This window comes from Arcicella rosea, from assembly GCF_040543805.1.
Lineage (GTDB): Bacteria > Bacteroidota > Bacteroidia > Cytophagales > Spirosomataceae > Arcicella > Arcicella rosea.
This window is the reverse complement of the sequence record NZ_JBEUMS010000021.1, coordinates 1-19,832: the sequence shown is the minus strand read 5'-3', so window position 1 is coordinate 19,832 and position 19,832 is coordinate 1. Positions and strand designations below refer to the sequence as shown.

The following is a 19,832-nucleotide window of genomic DNA, read 5'->3' as shown; positions in this document are numbered from 1 at the left end:
TTACACAATGATTGTTTTTTTCAACGAGGATATTGATTTCAAATTTGGTCAGAAGAACCAGTTAAAAGCTTGGCTTAAAAAAGTAGCTGAATCAGAGGGCTTTAAGATGAGGAACCTCAACTATATATTTTGTTCTGACGAGTACCTTCATAAAATCAATCTTGAGTACCTAGATCACGACACTTATACAGACATTATTACTTTCGACAATTCAGAGGGAGAAGAAGATATTGAAGGTGATATTTTTGTAAGTATTGAAAGAGTAAAAGATAACTCACAAGAATTAAAAACCGAGTTCCTTGATGAATTTAAGCGTGTTTTAGTTCATGGCTTATTACATCTTTGCGGTTACGACGACCATTCAGACGAAGATGAGGCACAGATGAGAGAGCTTGAAAGTAAATATATTTCTATTTTCAATAATTAACACCTTGTTATTTTTATCAAACACTCCACGTGGAACACTTGTTAAAAATGTGGCTTTTGGAGTATTCTTTCAAAGTGATTCAAATATTGAATATCTAATTTTAAATAACCATTTTAACACCTAAAGTAATACTTCATAGATAAAAATATACTAGGCATAAGTAATACTTGATGACTCAGTATCTATCTTACAAGATATTAGTTCACACAAAATCATACTTATAAATTGAGTGTTAAAATTAACTTATTGAGAATATCAGATAAAATAGAATCAATAACTAGCACTTTTGAGGCTAAACAACAATATTAAATATGCCTAAAGATAAGTGTGAAACATAAAATTAAACCCATGAAATGTTAATTAGATTATTGTATTTCGAGCATAAATTTAATTACCCTTAAAAGTATCAAAACTGTCTTCTAAAGAGAAAAACAAACAAGATTATAAAACAACAGAGAATAAGATTTAATTACCAATTAAAAATATGTACAAAGAATATGATGTTATCGTAGTAGGAGCTGGTCATGCAGGATGTGAAGCCGCTCACGCTGCAGCAACGATGGGTTCTAAAGTATTACTCATTACGATGAATATGAATACTATCGCACAGATGTCTTGCAATCCAGCGATGGGTGGCGTTGCCAAAGGACAAATAGTGCGTGAAGTAGATGCTTTGGGCGGTATGTCAGGGATTATTTCTGATAAAACCATGATTCAGTTTAGGATGTTAAATCGTTCAAAAGGACCTGCTATGTGGTCGCCAAGATGTCAATCGGATAGAATGCGCTTTGCTGAAGAATGGCGATTAGCTTTGGAAAGAAACTTAAATGTGGATTTTTGGCAAGAAATGGTTTCTGGATTGCTTGTTGAAGATAATAAAGTAGTAGGTGTAAAAACACAACTAGGAATAGAATTCAAAGCAAAATCAGTTGTTTTAACGAATGGTACTTTCTTAAATGGTTTAATCCATATTGGTGAAAAAAACTTTGGCGGTGGCAGAACTGCCGAAGGAAAAGCCACGGGTATTACAGAACAATTAGTACAATTAGGTTTTGAAGCTGGTAGAATGAAAACTGGTACTCCGCCAAGAGTTGATGGAAGAAGCTTAGATTACACTAAAATGGAAGAACAAAAAGGAGATGAAAATCCGAGTAAGTTTTCTTATTTAGATACGCCTTCATTAACAGAACAAAGAAGCTGCTGGATTACCTATACAAACCATGAAGTACATGATGTTTTAAAAACTGGTTTTGAAAAATCTCCAATGTTTGCGGGTAGAATTAAAGGATTAGGGCCAAGGTACTGTCCATCAGTTGAAGATAAAATCAATCGTTTTGCAGATAAAGACCGTCACCAAATCTTTGTAGAGCCTGAAGGATGGAATACAGTTGAAGTTTATGTAAATGGTTTTTCTACTTCTTTACCAGAAGATGTTCAATACGCTGCTTTGAAAAAGATTCCGGGTTTTGAAAACGTAAGAATGTTCCGTCCTGGTTATGCAATTGAATATGATTTCTTCCCGCCAACACAATTAAAACAGACTTTGGAAACTAAACTAATTCAGAATCTATTCTTTGCTGGTCAGATTAATGGAACTACTGGATATGAAGAAGCCGCTTGCCAAGGTTTAATGGCGGGCATTAATGCACACCAAAGAGCGCAAGATTTACCAGACTTTACTTTATCTCGTTCAGAAGCTTATATCGGTGTTTTAATCGACGATTTAATTAATAAAGGCACAGAAGAGCCTTATAGAATGTTTACGTCAAGAGCGGAGTACAGAACGCTTTTAAGACAAGACAATGCTGATATTCGTTTAACAGAAAGAGGTCATTCTATTGGTTTGGCTTCGGAAGAAAGATTGAATAATGTTAATAATAAAAAAGCTAAAACGGTTGAATTAATTGCTGGCTTGAAATCTTTGAAAATTAAACCTGAGGAAGTAAATGCTAAACTAGAAGTAATTGGTACTTCTGCTTTAAGAGAAGGTACTTTAGTAATCAATTTATTAAAAAGACCGGATATTGATATGGTCAAATTGAAAACCTTGACACCTGAAGTAGAAGCATATCTTTGTAAATATTCTGACGAAATTCTTGAACAAGCAGAAATCAATGTAAAATATGAAAGCTACATCGAAAAGGAGCAAGTAATGGTTAATAAACTATTGAAATTTGAAAACTTGAAGATTCCAGTAAATTTCGATTATGCGAATTTAAAAGCTATTTCAAATGAAGGTCGTCAAAAACTATCAAGGATAAGACCAGCCACTATTGGTCAAGCTTCAAGAATTAGTGGCGTTTCACCTTCTGATGTTTCTGTATTAATGCTTTATATGGACAGATAGAATCTGGATAATACGCAATCAAAAAGACTTGTAAGTAATGGTAATTCCAAACCAAAGGCTTACAAGTCTTTTTTTATATCTTTGTGAAAATTAACAACCATGGAAAAAATTAGCACTTGCCCAATCTGTCAACAGAATTCATTTAGTACTTTTCTTAATGTTCAAGATTATACCGTAAGCCAAGAAACATTCGATATTGTCAATTGTAATTCATGTGGCTTTAAGTTTACCAATCCTCGTCCTACAATAGATAAAATAGGAGCATATTATAAAGCTGAATCTTACATTTCACATACTAATACTTCTAAAGGATTAATCGCAAAAATTTATCATTCTGTACGAAAATATACTTTAAAAGGTAAATTAGAATTAGTTAATAATCTATTCCCTTCAAAAGGTAAATTATTGGATGTTGGTTGTGGAACAGGAATGTTCTTGAATGTCTGTAAAGAAGATGGTTGGAAAGTATTTGGCATTGAACCAGACGATGACGCAAGGGCAATTGCTGAACAAATTAATCAGTCAACCATCAAAAATGAAGTGCTTAGTTCTTTTCCAAATGAGCAATTTAACATCATTTCTCTTTGGCATGTTTTAGAACATGTTCATCAATTAAATGAAACAATTGATTGGCTCTATGAAAGACTTTCAAATGATGGTTCGCTGATTATTGCTGTGCCTAACCATGAATCTGAAGATGCGGCTATTTATGGCAACAAATGGGCAGCCTATGATGTACCAAGACATTTATATCATTTCTCGCAAAAGACAATAAAGCAACTTTTTGAACAACATAACTTTCGTTTAGAAAAAACACTGCCAATGAAGTTTGATTCTTTCTATGTTTCGATGTTGAGTACTAAATATCAAACCGGAAAAATCAATTATCTAAAAGCTTTTATGGATGGTTTGAAGTCAAATCTTAAAGCTGAAAGTAATCAACAGAATTATTCTAGCTTAATTTACATATTTAAGAAGAATTAACATTATTCACACACTTTTCCACAACCCTCAGAGTTTATCAAACGCTGAGGGTTTCTTTTTGCAAAATGGTCAACATTTCGATAAACCAATTTTTTTAAGCAATTTTGGGATAACGAAGGCATTTATTTAGTTTTTCAGACATTGACATCCATTTTATCCACAAAGTTTTCAACATATTAACATGAAAGTGAAGAATTTAGTCTTGATAAGTTTTTTAAGTTTTATACTCATTGAAATGCTGTTTAGTTGTGCACAAATCGTAGCACCTACTGGCGGTAAAAAAGATACACTTGCACCAGTTATTATAAAAACATTTCCGAATAATCAAGCCATTAATTTTTCAGGAAGATTAGTACAAATTGAATTCAATGAGTATGTGAGTGTCGATAATATTCAACAGCAATTATTAATCACACCAAATATTGAAGGTACTTATGAAAGCAAAGCACTATCTAAAGGTGTGCGTCTTGTTTTTGATAAACCTTTCAAACCAAACACTACTTATAGTTTAAATTTTAGAAATGCTATTAAAGATATTACTGAGAGAAATGTGGCTAAAAATATCAGATTGGTTTTCAGTACTGGTAATATCATTGATTCTCTGAGTGTGAGTGGAAAAGTTTTCAATCCGCAAACCAATAAACCAGTTTTAGATATTAATGTGGGTTTATATAATTACACTGATACTTTGAATCCGAAAAAAGTAAAGCCTTATTATTTCACAAAAACGGATAGTTCTGGAATTTTCAAAATTGAAAATGTGGCTGCTGGCAAGTATAGAGTTTTCGCTATTTCAGATGCAAACAGTAATCTTTTATATGAAGAAGCTAAAGAACTGATGGGTTTTGTAAGAGATACAATTGATTTAAAAACCAATTTATCAAACCTAGAAATCAATATGGCGAAAATGGATAAAACTCCAAACAAAGTATTTAAGACAAGAAATACTTCTGGCTATTATTATATAGAATACAATCGTGGAATAAAAAATGCCAAAATTGATTTTCTTGGCAGAAAAGATACGCTCGCTTATCAACAAGTTGATGCAAAAAATCTTAGAATTTATAATACTATCAACAATTCTACTGATACTGTAAAAGTAAAAATTTCTGTGACGGATTCATTAGATAGAGTTTTTACCCACGACCAAAAAATCAAATTCAGAGTAAAAGGTAAAAAGGATGAAAGTGTAAAAGAAGAATTCAGTATTAAAATCAGTCCAAGTAATAATGAAGACATCGATTTGAAAGAAGTTGGCTACACTATCAATTTTACAAAATCTGTAATAAAATATGATTTGAATAAAATTGAAATCATGAATGATACTTTGATTAAAGTACCAATTACTGAAAAAGATATTAAATGGAACCAAGATAAAACGAAACTTATCATCCAGAAAAATGATAAGAAACCGAAGGAATTTGTAAGAGTGCGATTCCAAAAAGAAGCTTTTATTTCTCTTGAAAATGACACGACTTCAAAGTACGAAGCCAATCATCCAATTCGTGATCCTGAAAATTATGGCATCATTGAAGGCGAAGTAAAAAATCCAAACAAGAAACATTTCTTTATCGAATTGATGAACGATAAAAATGAAGTAATCCAAAAAGTGGACAACCTTTTGAAATACGAATTTGCCTTTCTAAAAGCGGGTATTTATTATCTAAGATTAATTGTGGATGAAAATCAAAATGCTCGCTGGGATGAAGGCGATATTCAAACCAATACGCTTCCCGAAAAAATTATCTACAATCCGAACAAGATAAAGCTGAAACAGAACTTTGTTCTTTCAGGAAATGATTTCACAATTGACTAAAATCAGAAAACTGGTCAACCTTCTGTGGATAAGTACCAAAACAGGGCAAATAGCCTTTCAAAAAAGTGGAAAAGTAGGTGTTTTTCACCCTTCATTTTTGTGGAAAGAAAAAGCCTCATTGTGGAAAGTAAAAATGGACTTTTTGAAAAGTGGAAAACTATCGATTTAATCCCTATTTTTAAGACATGTTAACCACATAAATTTTGAATGTTAACAATGTTGAGAAAATGAATAAAGTTATACACATAAATGTTGATTAAATTTATATGTTCTGTAAATCAAATAGTTATGTGTTGATAAGTTATCATAAAATGTTGATAATAAAACTGATATTAACAATTGTACGTGAAAATAATGTTTCACAATACTCTTCCACATATCCACAGTATAATAGAAGTAATAGTTTTCTTTTTTTAAAAAATTAAATAAAAATTATTATGATTAAATATAAGATGTTGTTGAAAACTTTTTGGAAGGCTCTTTGCTTATGTTTTGTCTTGATGTGTTCTTTTGAAGTTTTCAGTCAGGATGCTCAGTTGGGCGTTGAATACTTGAAAGCTGGAGAGTATGAAAAAGCAAGAACCATTTTTCAGAAGTTGGCGAAGAACAAAGAAACCGCAAAAGATATTTACAAACCTTATTTGGAAACTTTGATTAAGTTGAAAAATTGGGACGAGGCTGAAAAGTTTGTTAAAAGGCAAATCAAAAATTCAGAAAGCAATCAAGCTAAATATTTAGTTGACTTAGGAAGACTTTATCAAGCAACAGAAAAGAAAGAGGAAGCTAAAAAGAACTACGATTTAGCGATTGATAAAGTAAAAGCCAACGACGATGAAATGATTGATTTGGTGAATTACTTTGTTCAACAACAACAAACAGAACTAGCTATACAAACAATTGAGGTATCAAGGGTTTTTGGAAAGTCGGAAGACAAATACGCTGTACAGTTAGCCAATTTGTTTCGTATGCAAGCCAAAGTGCCTGAAATGATAGAAGAGTACTTGAAGTTTGGTTTAGCGACTGAAAATCAAGAAATGGTGCAGTCAATCCTTCAGGATGAGTTGAAGGAAGACAAAGAAATAGAAGAATTAGAAAAAATACTTTACGCAAAAGTTCAGAAGTATCCACAGACTTCTTATTACACTGATATTTTAATCTGGCATTTGGTTCAGAAAAAAGACTTTTATAAAGCTTTTGTTCAGGCAAGAGCATTGGATAAACGCTATAGAAAAGAAGGAGCTCAGGTTACAGAATTAGGCTTTATGGCGCATCAAAATAAAGACTTTGTTAACTCGGGTAAAATCTTTGAATACTTGATTAAAGAATATCCAAGACATCAGAATTACCCATTGTGGAGAAGAATGTTGATTAATGCTAAAGAGGAAGTAATCAAAACTACCTATCCAATCAATCAATCTGATATTCGTTTGCTCATTGCTGAATACACCAAAATGCTGGAAGAACTTGGAACGAACCAAAGAACTTTGGAAGCATTGAGAAGTAAAGGACTTTTATATGCGTTTTACTTGAACGAAAAAGATACTGCCATTGCTGTTTTAGAAAAAGCCATCAAACTTGCTAATACTGATCAAATCTTTGTGGATAAATGTAAACTGGATTTAGGTGATATTTTCTTATTGAAATCTGAACCTTGGGAAGCTACTTTACTTTATTCGCAAGTAGAAAAATCACAAAAGGATAGCCCGATGGGTTATGAAGCAAAATTGCGCAATGCAAAATTGGCTTATTTCAGAGGCGATTTTGAATTATCAAAAGAAGTACTGGATATTTTAAAACAAGCCACTACTCGTGAAATTGCAAACGATGCGATGGAGCTGAGTTTACTGATTCAAGAAAACACAGGCTTTGATAGTACTGAAGCTGCTTTGAAAGATTACTCAGCCGTTGAGCTTTTACTTTTTCAACACAGAAACAATGAAGCAATTGCTAAATTGGTCGAAATGGAAAAAGTATATCGTGGAAATCCTATCATGGATGATTTGATTTTCCTCAGAGCCAATATTTACTTAAAACAAGGTGATGTGGAAAAAGGAGTAAAGGATTTAGAATTTGTCATCCAGAATTTTCCACATGATATTAAAGGTGATGATGCACTTTATCTTTTAGCGAAGACCTATCATGAAGTATTGAATCAATCGACGAAAGCCATGAAATTGTATCAAGAATTGTTGATAAAGTATCCTGGAAGTATTTATAGTGCAGAAGCTAGAAAAAGATTTAGAAATCTAAGAGGCGATACAATAAATTAATTACCTAAACGTATTATTATCAGGCCTGTAAACTTATCCACTTACAGGCCTTTTTTGTGGATAAATGCTAAATCCCAACACATGATTTAACTTTACTTGATTGCTTTAAATAAAATTTGTAAAGACCATTGTTGAAATGGACTGGTTTTATTTTGCTTTCCATCCTCTGATTTATTCACTATCAAGTAAAATAACCATGAAAAAGCTCTTCTCTCTATTTATTATTGTTTCTCTTTTTTCTGTTTATGAGCTTCATGCTCAGCAAAAGCAAATTGTTTTTGCTTGTAATTATTTTGGTAAACAAGTAATCCCACAAGATATTTGTCCACAAACCTTAGGATATGCTTCTGAAAGTCATGCTGCGGAAGTAATCGGAAAATTTGCCAAAAAGATGGGACAGTTTCATAGTAAGTTTAAAGTAATGCAATGTTCAAATACTGATAATTGTTTTGCTACGATTATTGATGGACAGCCTTATATTATTTATGACCGTGACTTTTTAAACAGAGTAGAACGCACAGCACAAACTGACTGGGCGGCAATTTCTATTTTGGCACATGAAATCGGACATCATGCCAATTTTCATACGATTGATAAAGAAGGTAGCCGACCCGAAAAAGAATTAGAAGCTGATTATTTTTCTGGTTTTTGGTTACATCAAATGGGCGCTACTTTAGCACAAGCCCAACAAGCTATTATTTATTTTCAGGAAGAAAATATTACTTCAACACATCCTCCAAAATCTCAAAGATTATTAGCTATCAAAAAAGGTTGGGAAGAAGCTGATACCGAAAAACAAATAGAAGTATCAAGAGAACCTAAAAATAATCAACCTAAAGTTCAATCAGATGCTGAAGAACCTTTTAAAAGTATTTCATTAATTGAAAGTAAACCAATTTCACCAATCGAATCTTCTTTGAAAAAAACAGGATGTATCTCAGGAGATTGTAAAGAAGGCGAAGGACTTTTTGTACATAAAACACAAGGCAGTTATCAAGGAATGTGGAAAAATGGAAAAAGAGATGGTTACGGAATTCAGTATTATCCCGATGGTACAAAAATGTTTGAAGGCGAATACAAAGCTGGAAAAAGAGAAGGAAATGGAATTTACTATTTTCAACATGGAGAAAGGTTTGAAGGTAAATTTGTAAATGATGGTACAACTGAAGAAGGTTACTATATCTTAATTAATAATGATGAAAGTGATGTTGAATTAACTTATTTTTTCTCTGATGGCAGAAAAGAAATTATTCAGATTATAAACGAATAATCAAATAGAGTAAATAATATAGAGACAATTACTTTTTGAAAATTATGATAAAAAGCATAAAAAGTAGTAAAAATATTATGCGTGCATACTATTTTGATTTAGTTAATCTTGTTATCTTTGCTTAAATCCTATTGTAAAATATAGGGTTTAAATTGTATTTTATATTGAAGATATATCGATTAAACGAAGATAGTCATGAAGAGCAATCCTAACATTACCAGAGTATTCGACTTACTGCCCAATTGTGTTTTAGCTGTTAATAAAGAAGATACTTTCGCAAGTAAAGTAAAAGGCGAATGGAAGAAATACAGTGCTACAGAAGTAATTGAAATCGTCAATAAAGTAAGTATTGGATTAATAAAATTGGGAGTTAAAAAGGATGACAAGATTGCTTTGATTTCTAATAACAGACCAGAATGGAATTTTATCGAATTGGGCGTTCAACAATTGGGAGCTGTTTTGGTGCCAATGTACCCAACCATTACGATTGAAGATTACCGTTATATTTTTACCGATGCAGAAGTAAAACTGGTTTTTGTTTCGGATAAAGCTTTACTGGCAAAAGTATTAGAAGCAACCAGTGTATTAACTGGCATAGAAGGAATTTATACTTTTGATAAAACAAAAGAAGCCAAACATTGGACTGAATTATTGGATTTATCAAAAAATGAAGACTTCGCTCAAATTGAAACATACAAAGCTGCCGTTCATCCTGACGATTTATTGACGTTGATTTACACTTCTGGAACAACTGGAAAACCAAAAGGTGTAATGCTCACGCACGATAATATCATTTCAAATATTGATGGTTTAGTGATTGGAAAGCATTTGGAGTTGTGTTCGGATGATAAAGCTTTGAGTTTTCTTCCGCTTTGTCATATTTATGAACGTACCGATGTTTATGTTTATATGTATTATGGTGTTTCGGTATATTATGCCGAAAGTATGGATACCATTGCAGATAATTTAAAGGATATTAAACCACAAGTATTCGCTACTGTTCCTCGATTGTTAGAGAAAGTTTATGATAAAATTGTAGCAAAAGGCTATGAACTTTCTGGAATCAAAAAGCAACTTTTTTTCTGGGCATTAAATTTAGGTTTGAAATATGACCCTATGAAAGACATGGGTTGGTTTTATGATACTCAATTAAAAATTGCCCGTAAATTGATTTTCAGTAAATGGAAAGAAGCTTTGGGTGGAAATATAAAAATCATCGCTTCGGGTTCAGCAGCTTTACAGGCACGTTTGTCAAGAGTATTTTGGGCGGCTGAAATTCCCATTGCCGAAGGTTATGGACTTACTGAAACTTCACCAGTTGTTTCTTCAAGTATTTTATCTGATTTCAGAGTCGGTTGTGTGGGAACGGTTTTGCCAAACTTACAAGTAAAAATTGCAGACGATGGAGAAATCTGTGTAAAAGGACCATCAGTGATGAAAGGTTATTACAAAAGACCAGACGCTACTGCCGAAGCCATTGATGCAGATGGTTGGTTTCATACTGGTGATATTGGTGAATTTTTTGAAGGTCGTTATCTGAAAATTACAGACCGCAAGAAAGAAATTTTCAAAACTTCTGGTGGAAAATACGTTGCACCACAAGTAATCGAAAATAAATTAAAAGAAGCCGTTTTGATTGAACAAGCGATTGTAGTAGGTGAGGGGCAAAAATTTCCTTCGGCTTTAATTGTTCCAGAATTCAATGCTTTAAAAGAATGGTGTTCAAGAAATGAAATTTCATATGCCAATCCAGAACAAATTATCAAAAATCAAAAAGTAAAAGATAAATTGGATGAAGTAGTGAAAGATTTAATGAAGAACATTGCTCAATACGAACAAGTAAAAAAGGTAGAATTATTACCTAAATTGTTCACTATTGAATCAGGTGAATTAACACCAACACTTAAACTAAAAAGAAAAATCATTCATAATAATTATAAGAATTTGATTGAGGGAATGTATAATTAATCTTAAGCTGTTATCTGAAAACTGTTAATAGTTATCAGTATTTCCTATAAATAAAAATACCATTCGGATTTTAGTCGAATGGCATTTTTATTTATAAGAAACTTTAAGTTGAAATTTAATCACTAAATCACAACTCACTAATTCACTCAATTATAAAGAAAGAAGATATTCCTTAAAATTACTAAACTCTTTCGTCATCGGAATAGCTACTTTTTCTTTAGAAAGTAAAGCCGAAAGTCTTTCTGGAATCGCTACTGATGTTCCTAAAGTTTCTTCTACAACATCCAAAAATTTAGCATAATGCGCTGTTGAAAGTAATACGCCTGCCACTTCTTCCGATAAAGTATCTGTATAAGATTTCAAACCTAAGTACGCTACCGCAGTATGTGGACACATTACATATTGGGTTCTTTCATAGACATCTTTCATGGATGCTCTGGTAGCAGTATCATCACTGAAATCTCCAGCAATATGTTTTACTACTTCTTCATGAGCATCGCCAGCCAACAAACGCATTCTGATAAAATTAGAAGGATTTCCAACATCCATCGCATTTGAAATCGTTTCTTGCGAAGGTTTTGGTTCATAATTTCCAGAAGCCAAATACTTCGGAACGATGTTATTCACATTCGTTGCCGCCACAAACATTTTCACAGGTAAGCCCATTTTCTGAGCAATCAATCCTGCTGATAAGTTTCCAAAATTTCCACTTGGTACACAAAAAACTACTGGTTTGGTATTTCCAGCTTTTTTTAATTGTGCATAAGCATTGAAATAATAGAAAGATTGAGGAATCAATCGACTAATGTTGATTGAATTGGCAGAAGCTAAATTGATTTTTGAAGATAATTCTTTGTCCAAAAAGGCAGCTTTCACCAAAGCCTGACAATCATCAAAAGTACCATCAACTTCTAAAGCTGTTACATTTTCGCCCAAAGTAGTCAATTGTTTTTCTTGAATATCCGATACTTTTCCTGTCGGATACAAAATAGTTACTTTGATACCCGGCGTTTTATAAAAACCTTGTGCCACTGCTCCACCAGTATCGCCAGAGGTTGCTACAAGGATGTGAATATCTTTTTGTGATTTTTGTAAAAAGTAAGACATCAACGATGCCATGAATCTTGCACCAAAATCTTTGAAAGCCATTGATGGTCCATGAAACAATTCTAAAACATAAGTGTCTTTTTCAAGAGCAACCAAAGGAGCATCAAAATCAATAGCTCTTTCTACAATCGTTTTAATATCTGCTTCAGGAATATCATTGCCCAATAAAGCCTTAGTTACTTCAAAAGCAATTTCTGAAATGGAGAGTGTTTCAATCTTTTCAAAAAATGAAGCGGGTAAAGTCGGAATAACATGTGGCATATACAAGCCATTGTCGGGAGGAAGTCCTCTAAAAACTGCTTCTTCTAAAGAAACATCATCACTTTGATGATTTGTGCTATAAAGTATCATAAACGTTTTTGGAACAGATAAAAGCTTCAATTTCAAAACCTTCGTGGCAAGAAATCTTGTAAATTAGTATTATCAAAAATTTAATAATTGTCGAGAACATTTTTGATAATAACAATTTAAAAATAGCTTACAGCTTACAGCCCAAAGCCTACAGCAGTAAACGAAGCACAAAATTAGTTCAAAAGCCCGAATTACAGAATAAACATTTGATTTTCTGTGACTGGACATCTTATTCATTTTAATATAAACACCATGTACAAGAAATTACAAACCTACCTTCGTGATTTTTTCGCTTTTAATCAAACAGAAATTAAAGGCTTTGTTTTCCTCATTTTTTTACTGTTTTTACTGGTTGTTGTTACTTTTATTTTTGATTATCTTCCTGAAAAACAATTAGTTAATTATTCTGTGAATCCAAAAAGGATTAAAGAATTGATAGCAAAAATTGAAATCAAAGAAGCTTCAGAACGCCGTAGAGCGAATAAAAATATTTTTCCGGATAAATACCCTAAGGAAATCGACTTTACTGAGAGTGCAAAAACGATAAATTTATTCACTTTTGATCCTAACTTGGCTAGTGCTGGCGATTTAACAAAATTGGGCATACCAACTTGGTTATCTGAACGCATTATTAAGTACAGAAGCAAAGGAGGTGTTTTTCGTAAAAAAGAAGATTTATTGAAAATTTATAGTTTTCCAAATACACTTTATCAAAAGTTAGCACCTTATATTGTTGTATCGAATACTCAATCGACAACTAAGAATATTGTGACCGAACAATTAGCAGTAATTTCCGAAAAAAAATCTACTGCTTCTAATGTTGTGAAAGAGTCTTTCAAAATACAAGTTTTTGATTTGAATCATGCCGATACCAACGACTTAAAGAAATTAAAAGGCATTGCTTCAAAACGAGCGATGAGGATTATTCAAGAAAGAGAAAAATTGGGAGGCTTTTATTCAGTAGAGCAAGTAAAATCTATTTGGGGATTAGATTCTGTTTCGATTGAAGAACTGTTGAAGTATGGAAGAGTGAATAATCCACAACTCAAAAAAATCAAGATTAATGAAGTGACTTTGGAAGAATTCAAACATCCTTATTTACGACCGTATATTGCCAAAGCGATTATTGCCTATCGACAACAGCATGGAGATTTTTCGAGTAAAAAAGATTTAGAAAATATTAAACTCTTGGATACTCAGACACTTGAAAAACTTTTACCATATTTATCATTCTAAACTGTACCACGGGATTCTATCCCGTGACATTTTAAAACTCTAATAACAACACGAGATGGAATCTCGTGCTACATAACAATATATTTATGATTCCTTACTCAGACTTACTCATCTTTATCATCGCCGCTTTTGGTTTGGTCATCACGCCCGGACCAAACATGATTTATTTAATTTCTCGTTCTATTTCACAAGGGAAACAAGCTGGGATGATTTCTTTGGCAGGAGTGATAGTCGGTTTTCTATTTCATGTCATCATGGTTTCATTCGGACTCACTGCTATTTTAATGGCAGTACCTTTTGCCTATACTTTTCTGAAATGGTTGGGAGTTGGCTACCTTTTGTACTTGGCTTGGAGCGCCATCAAACCGGGAAGTAAATCAGTTTTTGAAACAACATCTTTGAAAGACGACAGTAATTTCAAATTGTTTCAGATGGGATTTTTAACCAATGTACTCAATCCTAAAATTGCGGTATTCTATATGTCTTTCTTTCCGCAGTTTATCAAACCAGAATATGGCAATGTTTTACTTCAAAATTTTCAATTAGGATTTACCCAAATGACAGTCAGTTTTTCGGTGAATCTAATGATCGTTTTGTTTGCTTCCAGTATTTCAACATGGTTCAGCGAAAGACCAACATGGATTAAAATTCAAAAATGGTTTATGGCTGGAATTTTGGGAAGTCTTGCTATAAAATTAGCCTTAGATAAAGCCAAATGAATATTTATTCTATTAATAATTATATAAGTGAACATCATTTCAAGATTAACTTGATTTGACTTATAAATTATTAACAATCAATATTTTAAGTATTACAATGATGCTTTGTAAACAAACAAAATTACAGAATTAACTGCTTTTAATGTTTTGTAGGTTAAATCAATTTCAAAAGATGTTTACAAAGTACTTTATAAGCTCTGTTTTAATGTAAAATCATTCAACAATGGCATTTTGTAAGCTTACAAAGGTTTGCTGTAAGTAAGTCAACAAAACTTATCTGTAAGCTTACAAAACTTCAATGTAAACAAACAAAATTGTGATGTTGACCTACATCAATGTTATGAAAGCGTCAAAAACACAGATTAAGCTTACAATGAAACGATGTAAGTCTGCAAAACTATTTTGTAAGCTTGCAGAGAAATTTTGTAAGTCAACAAAACTTTTCTGTAAGCTTGCAGAACTTCAATGTAAACAAACAAAATTGTGATGTTGGATTACATGAGAATGATGTAAACTCTCGAAAAATCAATTTTCACTATAAACCCATTTCTATGAAACAGATTCACGCACTTATCATCGTGTTCTTTTTGAGTTGTTCGTCATCTCAAGATTGCCCAGAGAATATCAATATTCTGCCAATGTATGGTGTGAATAGTGGAGTAAAAAAATGTAAAGAGCAATTACAAATTGACAAGGATTTTATCGAAGAATGTGATAAATACTTTAAAAGTAGGAATGAGGCTGTTAGTCGTCATTTGAAGGACGCTTGGGCGTATTTCTATAAAAAGGATTATGATAATTCTATGAAACGATTTAACCAAGCTTGGCTTTTAGACAGTACTAATGCAGATGTTTATTGGGGTTTTGGTAATATACTTGGAATGCAATTGAAGTTTGAAGAATCATTAACTTACTTTAATAAATCGTTAAAATTAAATCCTAAAAATTCTAAAGTCTGGCTTTCAAAGGGGACAAGTTATGCCCAAATGTTTGTTAAAAACAATGATATTAAATTGTTGAATAAAGCAATTGACAACTTTAGAATAGCTGCTGAATTAGATAATAAGAACGTAGAGGCTTATGCTCAGTTAACAATGGCTTATTCGTATTATATGGAAAAAGACAGTGCTTTAGTTTTTTTGAAGATTACTGATAAATTAGATGCTAATGCAATTAATCCAGAGGTGAGGAAATTTCTTTTGGAAAAATAGAGCCTTGAAGTATCAATCAATGTGAATTCTTTTCCAATTCAAATACTCCAATCTCATACAATGCCCACAAGGACGAAAACCCAAAGTGATGGCTTCTTGCTCATTTTGAAAGAAGACTCGGTTTGGGTTTTTCATTCTTTTGCCCGATTTACAATTGAGTTTACCATAAATTTTTAATTTACGATTTCCAGCCCAAAGGATTTTTCTATTTTTAATAAAAGAAAGTAATACCCGATTCGTCCCTTTTTCGTCCAAAAATGATTGATGTGTTTTCATTTTGCATCATGAAAAATAATACCCACAGTATAACGATTGCCACTATGCAATTTACTTACTCCATGTTTCATCGGTGAACGAAAATATCCTCTTGTTCCTTTAGCTGCTCTGAAATTCGTGGTAAAAATTACCATATCACCACGGTTGGGTTGTAGCACAATCGCTTGTGACTGCAACCTTGGTTTTTGTTCAATCAATACAAATTCACCGCCAGTATAATCTTCATTTACTTGTGTTAAAAACAATACTGCTTGAAAAGGAAAATATAAGTCGCCATACAAATCTTGATGAAGCGTATTGAAATCTCCTTTTTCATATTTCAAAATCAAAGGCGTTGGTCTGCATTGATTTTGTAGGCGACAAGCTTCTATAAAATCAGCGTGCTTTTCTGGATAAGTAAAATGAATGCCCAATTTTTGATTCCATTCGTTCGCTACTTTTGATAAAGGACTGTACATTTCATTCCTTAAATAAGCAATGCTTTCGGGCAAAGGATAAGCAAAATATTTGTACTCGCCTTTTCCAAAATTATAGCGTTTCATCACAATCGTACTTCTATATAAATCTGCTTGTGTGTAAGAAGTAATTAATTGAGAACAAACATCAGTCGGTATCAGCGAAGGAATCACAGCATAACCCTGTTCATCCAAATCAGCTTTAACATTTTGCCAGTTGATTGAATTGATATTCATGTTTAATTGTGAGTTAGTGAATTGTGATTGAGTGATTAAATGTTTTATGTTTAGTAAGAAAATATTAAAAAAGTATTCAGAATATTTCAGCCAATAATTTTTCAAAAGATACATTTGTACTTTTTTTGAAAAAATAAATCACTAAATCACAACTCACTCAATCACTAATTTTTTTTGCCGCTTCCCATCCAACAATAGCCTTCTTCCGAATACTTCCCCAATGATATTCCCCAAGTTTTCCTTCTTTTCTAATCACACGATGACAGGGAATCAAATATGCAATCGGATTATTTCCCACGGCCGTACCGACGGCTCTAACGGCTTTGTCTTTTCCAATACTTTCAGCAATTTGTTGATAAGTAGTTAATGAACCTTGCGGAATTGTCAGCAATGCTTCCCAAACTTTCAATTGAAAATTTGTGCCTTGTACCAATAAATGCAGTTTATCCAATGAACTAAGATGTGGCGTAAAAATGCGTTGTATATATGGATAAGTAATGGAAGTATTTTCTTGAATTGTGGCGAAAAACCATTTTTTCTTGAAGGTTGCTAAATCTTCCTTTTTTGTATGTTCATCCGTAAAAGCCATGCCACAAATTCCTCTTTCAGTAACCGCCAAAAAACATTCACCAAAAGGAGTTTGATGATAAGCATAACTGATATGCAAACCTTTTCCACCACTTTTGAATTCTTGTGGAGTAACCGCTTCGATACCTGTGAACAAATCATACACTCTACTTTGACTTGAAAGTCCAGCGATTTCTGCGGCTTCAATCAAAGTAGCCGTCGATTTAATTTTCGCTTTCAAATAATCAGCCGTTAAGAATTGTAAAAACTTCTTCGGACTCACACCAGCCCATTCCGTAAATATTCTTTGAAAGTGAAAAGGAGAAAGATTTACTTTCTCAGCGATTTCTTCCAAAGTAGGTTGAGCCGTAATATTTTCGCTAATAAACTCAATTGCCTTCGCAATGCGTTCATAATGATAAGTATCTGTTGTCATGATTTATAAAATTAACGATACAAATGTCGATTGATAAAAGAACATCCTCAACCCGAAAGTTGCTTTTTTTGAGATTTTAGATTCAAGAGGCAAGACACAAGAAGCAAGAAAAGAGATACGAGAGGCAAGAAGTAAGATACAAGATTCATTTCCTGACAAACGACAAATCTTGTCTTTTTCTAATTTTTTCTTTCGTCTTAAATCTTACATCTCAAATCTTGTCTCTTGCTTCTTTCGTCTTGTATCTTCTACCAAAATTGTCCTAATCCAGCTTTTTCATTAATTTTACATGAAATCAAAAACTTCATCAAATGTCAACAGGATTTTTCAGCGTACCAACGCCCAAGAATGAGCCAATCAACTCGTATGCCCCTAATACTAAGGAGCGTGAAGCACTTATTGCGAAACTTACTGAAATGCGAAGTGTCGTAGCAGATGTACCAATGTATATTGGTTCAGAAGAAGTAAGAACAGGAAACAAACAAGCATTAACTTCCCCACACGACTATCAACATATTTTAGGATATTACCACGAAGGCGATGCTACTCATGTTAATCAAGCTATTGACACAGCCTTAGCTGCCAGAGAAGCTTGGGCAAATTTACCTTGGGAAAATAGAATGGCAATCTTCTTAAAAGCAGCCGACCTTTCAGCAACAAAATATCGTAATGAGCTAAATGCTTCAACGATGTTAGGTCAATCGAAAAATGCTTACCAAGCAGAAATTGATGCCGCTTGCGAGTGGATAGACTTCCTTCGTTTCAATGTGCATTTCGCCACACAAATTTATGCAGAACAACCAATCTCTTCTGAAAACGTTTGGAATAGATTAGAATATCGTCCATTAGAAGGATTCGTTTTTGCAGTAACACCCTTCAACTTTACAGCTATTGCAGGAAACCTTCCAGCTTCGGCAGCATTAATGGGAAATGTTGTAGTGTGGAAACCTTCACCGCAACAAATCTATTCTGCCAATGTATTAATGAAAGTATTGAAAGAAGCAGGATTGCCAGATGGCGTAATCAATTTGATTTATACCGATGGACCATTGACTGGCGATATTGTTTTCAATCATCCACAATTTGCAGGCGTACACTTCACAGGAAGTACTAAAGTATTCCAACATATTTGGAAAACAATCGGAGAAAACATTCATAAGTATAAATCATACCCAAGAATTGTTGGAGAAACTGGTGGTAAAGATTTTATAGTAGCCCATAAATCAGCCGATGCCAAAGCACTTGCCGTAGGTTTGGTACGTGGAGCTTTTGAATATCAAGGACAAAAATGTTCGGCAGCTTCAAGAGCGTACATTCCAAATACACTTTGGGAACAAACTTGGGAATATGTTCAAGCAGACTTGAGTGAAATCAAAGTTGGTCCAGTTGAAGACTTTTCAAATTTCGTTAATGCAGTAATTGATGAAAAAGCTTTTGATAAAATCACTGCTTATATAGATAATGCAAAAGCATCTGATAAAGCAAAAATAATAGCAGGAGGAAACTACGATAAATCAAAAGGATATTTCATTGAGCCAACCATTATCCTAACAGAAGACCCGCACTATACAACCATGTGTGAAGAAATCTTTGGACCAGTACTTACTATCTATGTATATGATGCCGATAAGTATGAAGAAACCTTAGATATTGTAAATACAACTTCTGATTATGCTTTAACGGGAGCAATCTTCGCACAAGACCGCTATGCTTTAGAAATAGCCAATAAAAAGTTAGTGAACGCAGCTGGAAACTTCTATATTAATGACAAACCAACAGGAGCAGTAGTTGGACAACAGCCATTTGGTGGAGCAAGAGCATCAGGAACAAATGATAAAGCTGGTTCAAAGTTAAATCTATTAAGATGGGTTTCTCCAAGAACAATTAAAGAAACATTTGTATCTCCAACAGACTATAAGTACCCATTCTTAGGATAGATTTGATATAAATCTTATAGAAATTGCAAAAATCGGTCAGTCATTTTAAAAATGATTGGCCGATTTTTTGTGTAAAAACTAAGCTTTATTAAATGGTCATAATTTTTTTTCATTTTTATAAATTTTTTTTTCGTTATTTATTGTGTGCAATAATGTATTGATATTAAGTTATTTACGGATTATTTTAAAAAAAGTTTTAAAAAACTTTTGGAAGAAGT

The 19,832-nt window shown here is 32.9% G+C and carries 15 protein-coding genes; 11 read left to right on the top strand and 4 right to left on the bottom strand.

Annotated elements, in window-relative coordinates:
* Nucleotides 1-7 precede the first annotated feature (7 nt).
* From ybeY to ABID42_RS21845, 7 genes are all read left to right on the top strand, one after another.
* A complete protein-coding gene (gene ybeY, locus ABID42_RS21875; RefSeq protein WP_367285478.1) occupies nucleotides 8-427 on the top strand; it encodes an rRNA maturation RNase YbeY in 420 nt (139 codons plus the stop codon).
* A 484-nt stretch (nucleotides 428-911) separates the two neighbouring features.
* Nucleotides 912-2,774 carry a tRNA uridine-5-carboxymethylaminomethyl(34) synthesis enzyme MnmG gene (gene mnmG, locus ABID42_RS21870; protein ID WP_367285477.1) on the top strand — a complete coding sequence of 621 codons (1,863 nt, stop codon included), beginning with the start codon at nucleotides 912-914 and terminating at the stop codon, nucleotides 2,772-2,774.
* Nucleotides 2,775-2,873: 99 nt separating this feature from the next.
* Nucleotides 2,874-3,758 carry a class I SAM-dependent methyltransferase gene (locus ABID42_RS21865; protein ID WP_367285476.1) on the top strand — a complete coding sequence of 295 codons (885 nt, stop codon included), beginning with the start codon at nucleotides 2,874-2,876 and terminating at the stop codon, nucleotides 3,756-3,758.
* A 181-nt stretch (nucleotides 3,759-3,939) separates the two neighbouring features.
* Entirely contained in the window at nucleotides 3,940-5,574 is a 1,635-nt protein-coding gene (locus ABID42_RS21860) for an Ig-like domain-containing domain (protein WP_367285475.1), read from the top strand.
* Between the two features lie 437 nt (nucleotides 5,575-6,011).
* A complete protein-coding gene (locus ABID42_RS21855) occupies nucleotides 6,012-7,844 on the top strand; it encodes a tetratricopeptide repeat protein (RefSeq protein WP_367285474.1) in 1,833 nt (610 codons plus the stop codon).
* Between the two features lie 196 nt (nucleotides 7,845-8,040).
* Nucleotides 8,041-9,114 carry a hypothetical protein gene (locus ABID42_RS21850; protein WP_367285473.1) on the top strand — a complete coding sequence of 358 codons (1,074 nt, stop codon included), beginning with the start codon at nucleotides 8,041-8,043 and terminating at the stop codon, nucleotides 9,112-9,114.
* A 195-nt stretch (nucleotides 9,115-9,309) separates the two neighbouring features.
* Nucleotides 9,310-11,082: an AMP-dependent synthetase/ligase gene (locus tag ABID42_RS21845; RefSeq protein ID WP_367285472.1), complete on the top strand. Its 1,773-nt coding sequence runs from the start codon at nucleotides 9,310-9,312 to the stop codon at nucleotides 11,080-11,082.
* 150 nt (nucleotides 11,083-11,232) lie between these two features.
* Here the strand turns inward: ABID42_RS21845 and thrC are convergent, their stop codons facing one another.
* Nucleotides 11,233-12,540: a threonine synthase gene (thrC, locus tag ABID42_RS21840; RefSeq protein WP_367285471.1), complete on the bottom strand. Its 1,308-nt coding sequence runs from the start codon at nucleotides 12,538-12,540 to the stop codon at nucleotides 11,233-11,235.
* 252 nt (nucleotides 12,541-12,792) lie between these two features.
* Between thrC and ABID42_RS21835 the strand changes: the two genes are divergently transcribed.
* From ABID42_RS21835 to ABID42_RS21825, 3 genes are all read left to right on the top strand, one after another.
* The gene (locus ABID42_RS21835) at nucleotides 12,793-13,776 is read left to right on the top strand and encodes a ComEA family DNA-binding protein (protein WP_367285470.1); all 984 of its coding nucleotides are present in this window, start codon (nucleotides 12,793-12,795) and stop codon (nucleotides 13,774-13,776) included.
* 86 nt (nucleotides 13,777-13,862) lie between these two features.
* On the top strand, nucleotides 13,863-14,495 hold the full coding sequence (locus tag ABID42_RS21830) for a LysE family translocator (RefSeq protein ID WP_367285469.1): 633 nt from the start codon (nucleotides 13,863-13,865) through the stop codon (nucleotides 14,493-14,495).
* A gap of 551 nt (nucleotides 14,496-15,046) precedes the next feature.
* Nucleotides 15,047-15,706 carry a tetratricopeptide repeat protein gene (locus ABID42_RS21825; protein ID WP_367285468.1) on the top strand — a complete coding sequence of 220 codons (660 nt, stop codon included), beginning with the start codon at nucleotides 15,047-15,049 and terminating at the stop codon, nucleotides 15,704-15,706.
* A gap of 12 nt (nucleotides 15,707-15,718) precedes the next feature.
* Here ABID42_RS21825 and ABID42_RS21820 read toward each other — a convergent pair whose 3' ends face one another.
* The 3 genes from ABID42_RS21820 to ABID42_RS21810 all read right to left on the bottom strand — a co-directional run bounded on the left by ABID42_RS21820 (nucleotide 15,719) and on the right by ABID42_RS21810 (nucleotide 17,677).
* A complete protein-coding gene (locus tag ABID42_RS21820) occupies nucleotides 15,719-15,982 on the bottom strand; it encodes an Ada metal-binding domain-containing protein (protein ID WP_367285467.1) in 264 nt (87 codons plus the stop codon).
* Nucleotides 15,979-16,674: a 2OG-Fe(II) oxygenase gene (locus ABID42_RS21815; RefSeq protein ID WP_367285466.1), complete on the bottom strand. Its 696-nt coding sequence runs from the start codon at nucleotides 16,672-16,674 to the stop codon at nucleotides 15,979-15,981. The genes ABID42_RS21820 and ABID42_RS21815 overlap by 4 nt, the downstream gene beginning before the upstream one ends.
* Nucleotides 16,675-16,831: 157 nt before the next feature.
* Nucleotides 16,832-17,677, bottom strand: coding sequence for a bifunctional helix-turn-helix domain-containing protein/methylated-DNA--[protein]-cysteine S-methyltransferase (locus ABID42_RS21810; RefSeq protein ID WP_367285465.1), 846 nt, complete (start codon nucleotides 17,675-17,677; stop codon nucleotides 16,832-16,834).
* Nucleotides 17,678-17,988: 311 nt separating this feature from the next.
* Here ABID42_RS21810 and pruA point away from each other — a divergent pair, with 311 nt between their 5' ends.
* On the top strand, nucleotides 17,989-19,614 hold the full coding sequence (gene pruA, locus ABID42_RS21805; RefSeq protein ID WP_367285464.1) for an L-glutamate gamma-semialdehyde dehydrogenase: 1,626 nt from the start codon (nucleotides 17,989-17,991) through the stop codon (nucleotides 19,612-19,614).
* Nucleotides 19,615-19,832: the final 218 nt, after the last annotated feature.

Excerpts from the sequence above, each read along its gene's own strand:
- thrC (WP_367285471.1), bottom strand. The coding sequence starts at position 12,540 with ATGATACTTTATAGCACAAATCATCAAAGTGATGATGTTTCTTTAGAA.
- ABID42_RS21825 (WP_367285468.1), top strand. The coding sequence starts at position 15,047 with ATGAAACAGATTCACGCACTTATCATCGTGTTCTTTTTGAGTTGTTCG.
- ABID42_RS21860 (WP_367285475.1), top strand. The coding sequence starts at position 3,940 with ATGAAAGTGAAGAATTTAGTCTTGATAAGTTTTTTAAGTTTTATACTC.
- pruA (WP_367285464.1), top strand. The coding sequence starts at position 17,989 with ATGTCAACAGGATTTTTCAGCGTACCAACGCCCAAGAATGAGCCAATC.
- ABID42_RS21810 (WP_367285465.1), bottom strand. The coding sequence starts at position 17,677 with ATGACAACAGATACTTATCATTATGAACGCATTGCGAAGGCAATTGAG.
- ABID42_RS21865 (WP_367285476.1), top strand. The coding sequence starts at position 2,874 with ATGGAAAAAATTAGCACTTGCCCAATCTGTCAACAGAATTCATTTAGT.
- ABID42_RS21815 (WP_367285466.1), bottom strand. The coding sequence starts at position 16,674 with ATGAATATCAATTCAATCAACTGGCAAAATGTTAAAGCTGATTTGGAT.
- ABID42_RS21855 (WP_367285474.1), top strand. The coding sequence starts at position 6,012 with ATGATTAAATATAAGATGTTGTTGAAAACTTTTTGGAAGGCTCTTTGC.
- ABID42_RS21835 (WP_367285470.1), top strand. The coding sequence starts at position 12,793 with ATGTACAAGAAATTACAAACCTACCTTCGTGATTTTTTCGCTTTTAAT.
- ABID42_RS21850 (WP_367285473.1), top strand. The coding sequence starts at position 8,041 with ATGAAAAAGCTCTTCTCTCTATTTATTATTGTTTCTCTTTTTTCTGTT.
- ybeY (WP_367285478.1), top strand. The coding sequence starts at position 8 with ATGATTGTTTTTTTCAACGAGGATATTGATTTCAAATTTGGTCAGAAG.
- mnmG (WP_367285477.1), top strand. The coding sequence starts at position 912 with ATGTACAAAGAATATGATGTTATCGTAGTAGGAGCTGGTCATGCAGGA.
- ABID42_RS21820 (WP_367285467.1), bottom strand. The coding sequence starts at position 15,982 with ATGAAAACACATCAATCATTTTTGGACGAAAAAGGGACGAATCGGGTA.
- ABID42_RS21845 (WP_367285472.1), top strand. The coding sequence starts at position 9,310 with ATGAAGAGCAATCCTAACATTACCAGAGTATTCGACTTACTGCCCAAT.
- ABID42_RS21830 (WP_367285469.1), top strand. The coding sequence starts at position 13,863 with ATGATTCCTTACTCAGACTTACTCATCTTTATCATCGCCGCTTTTGGT.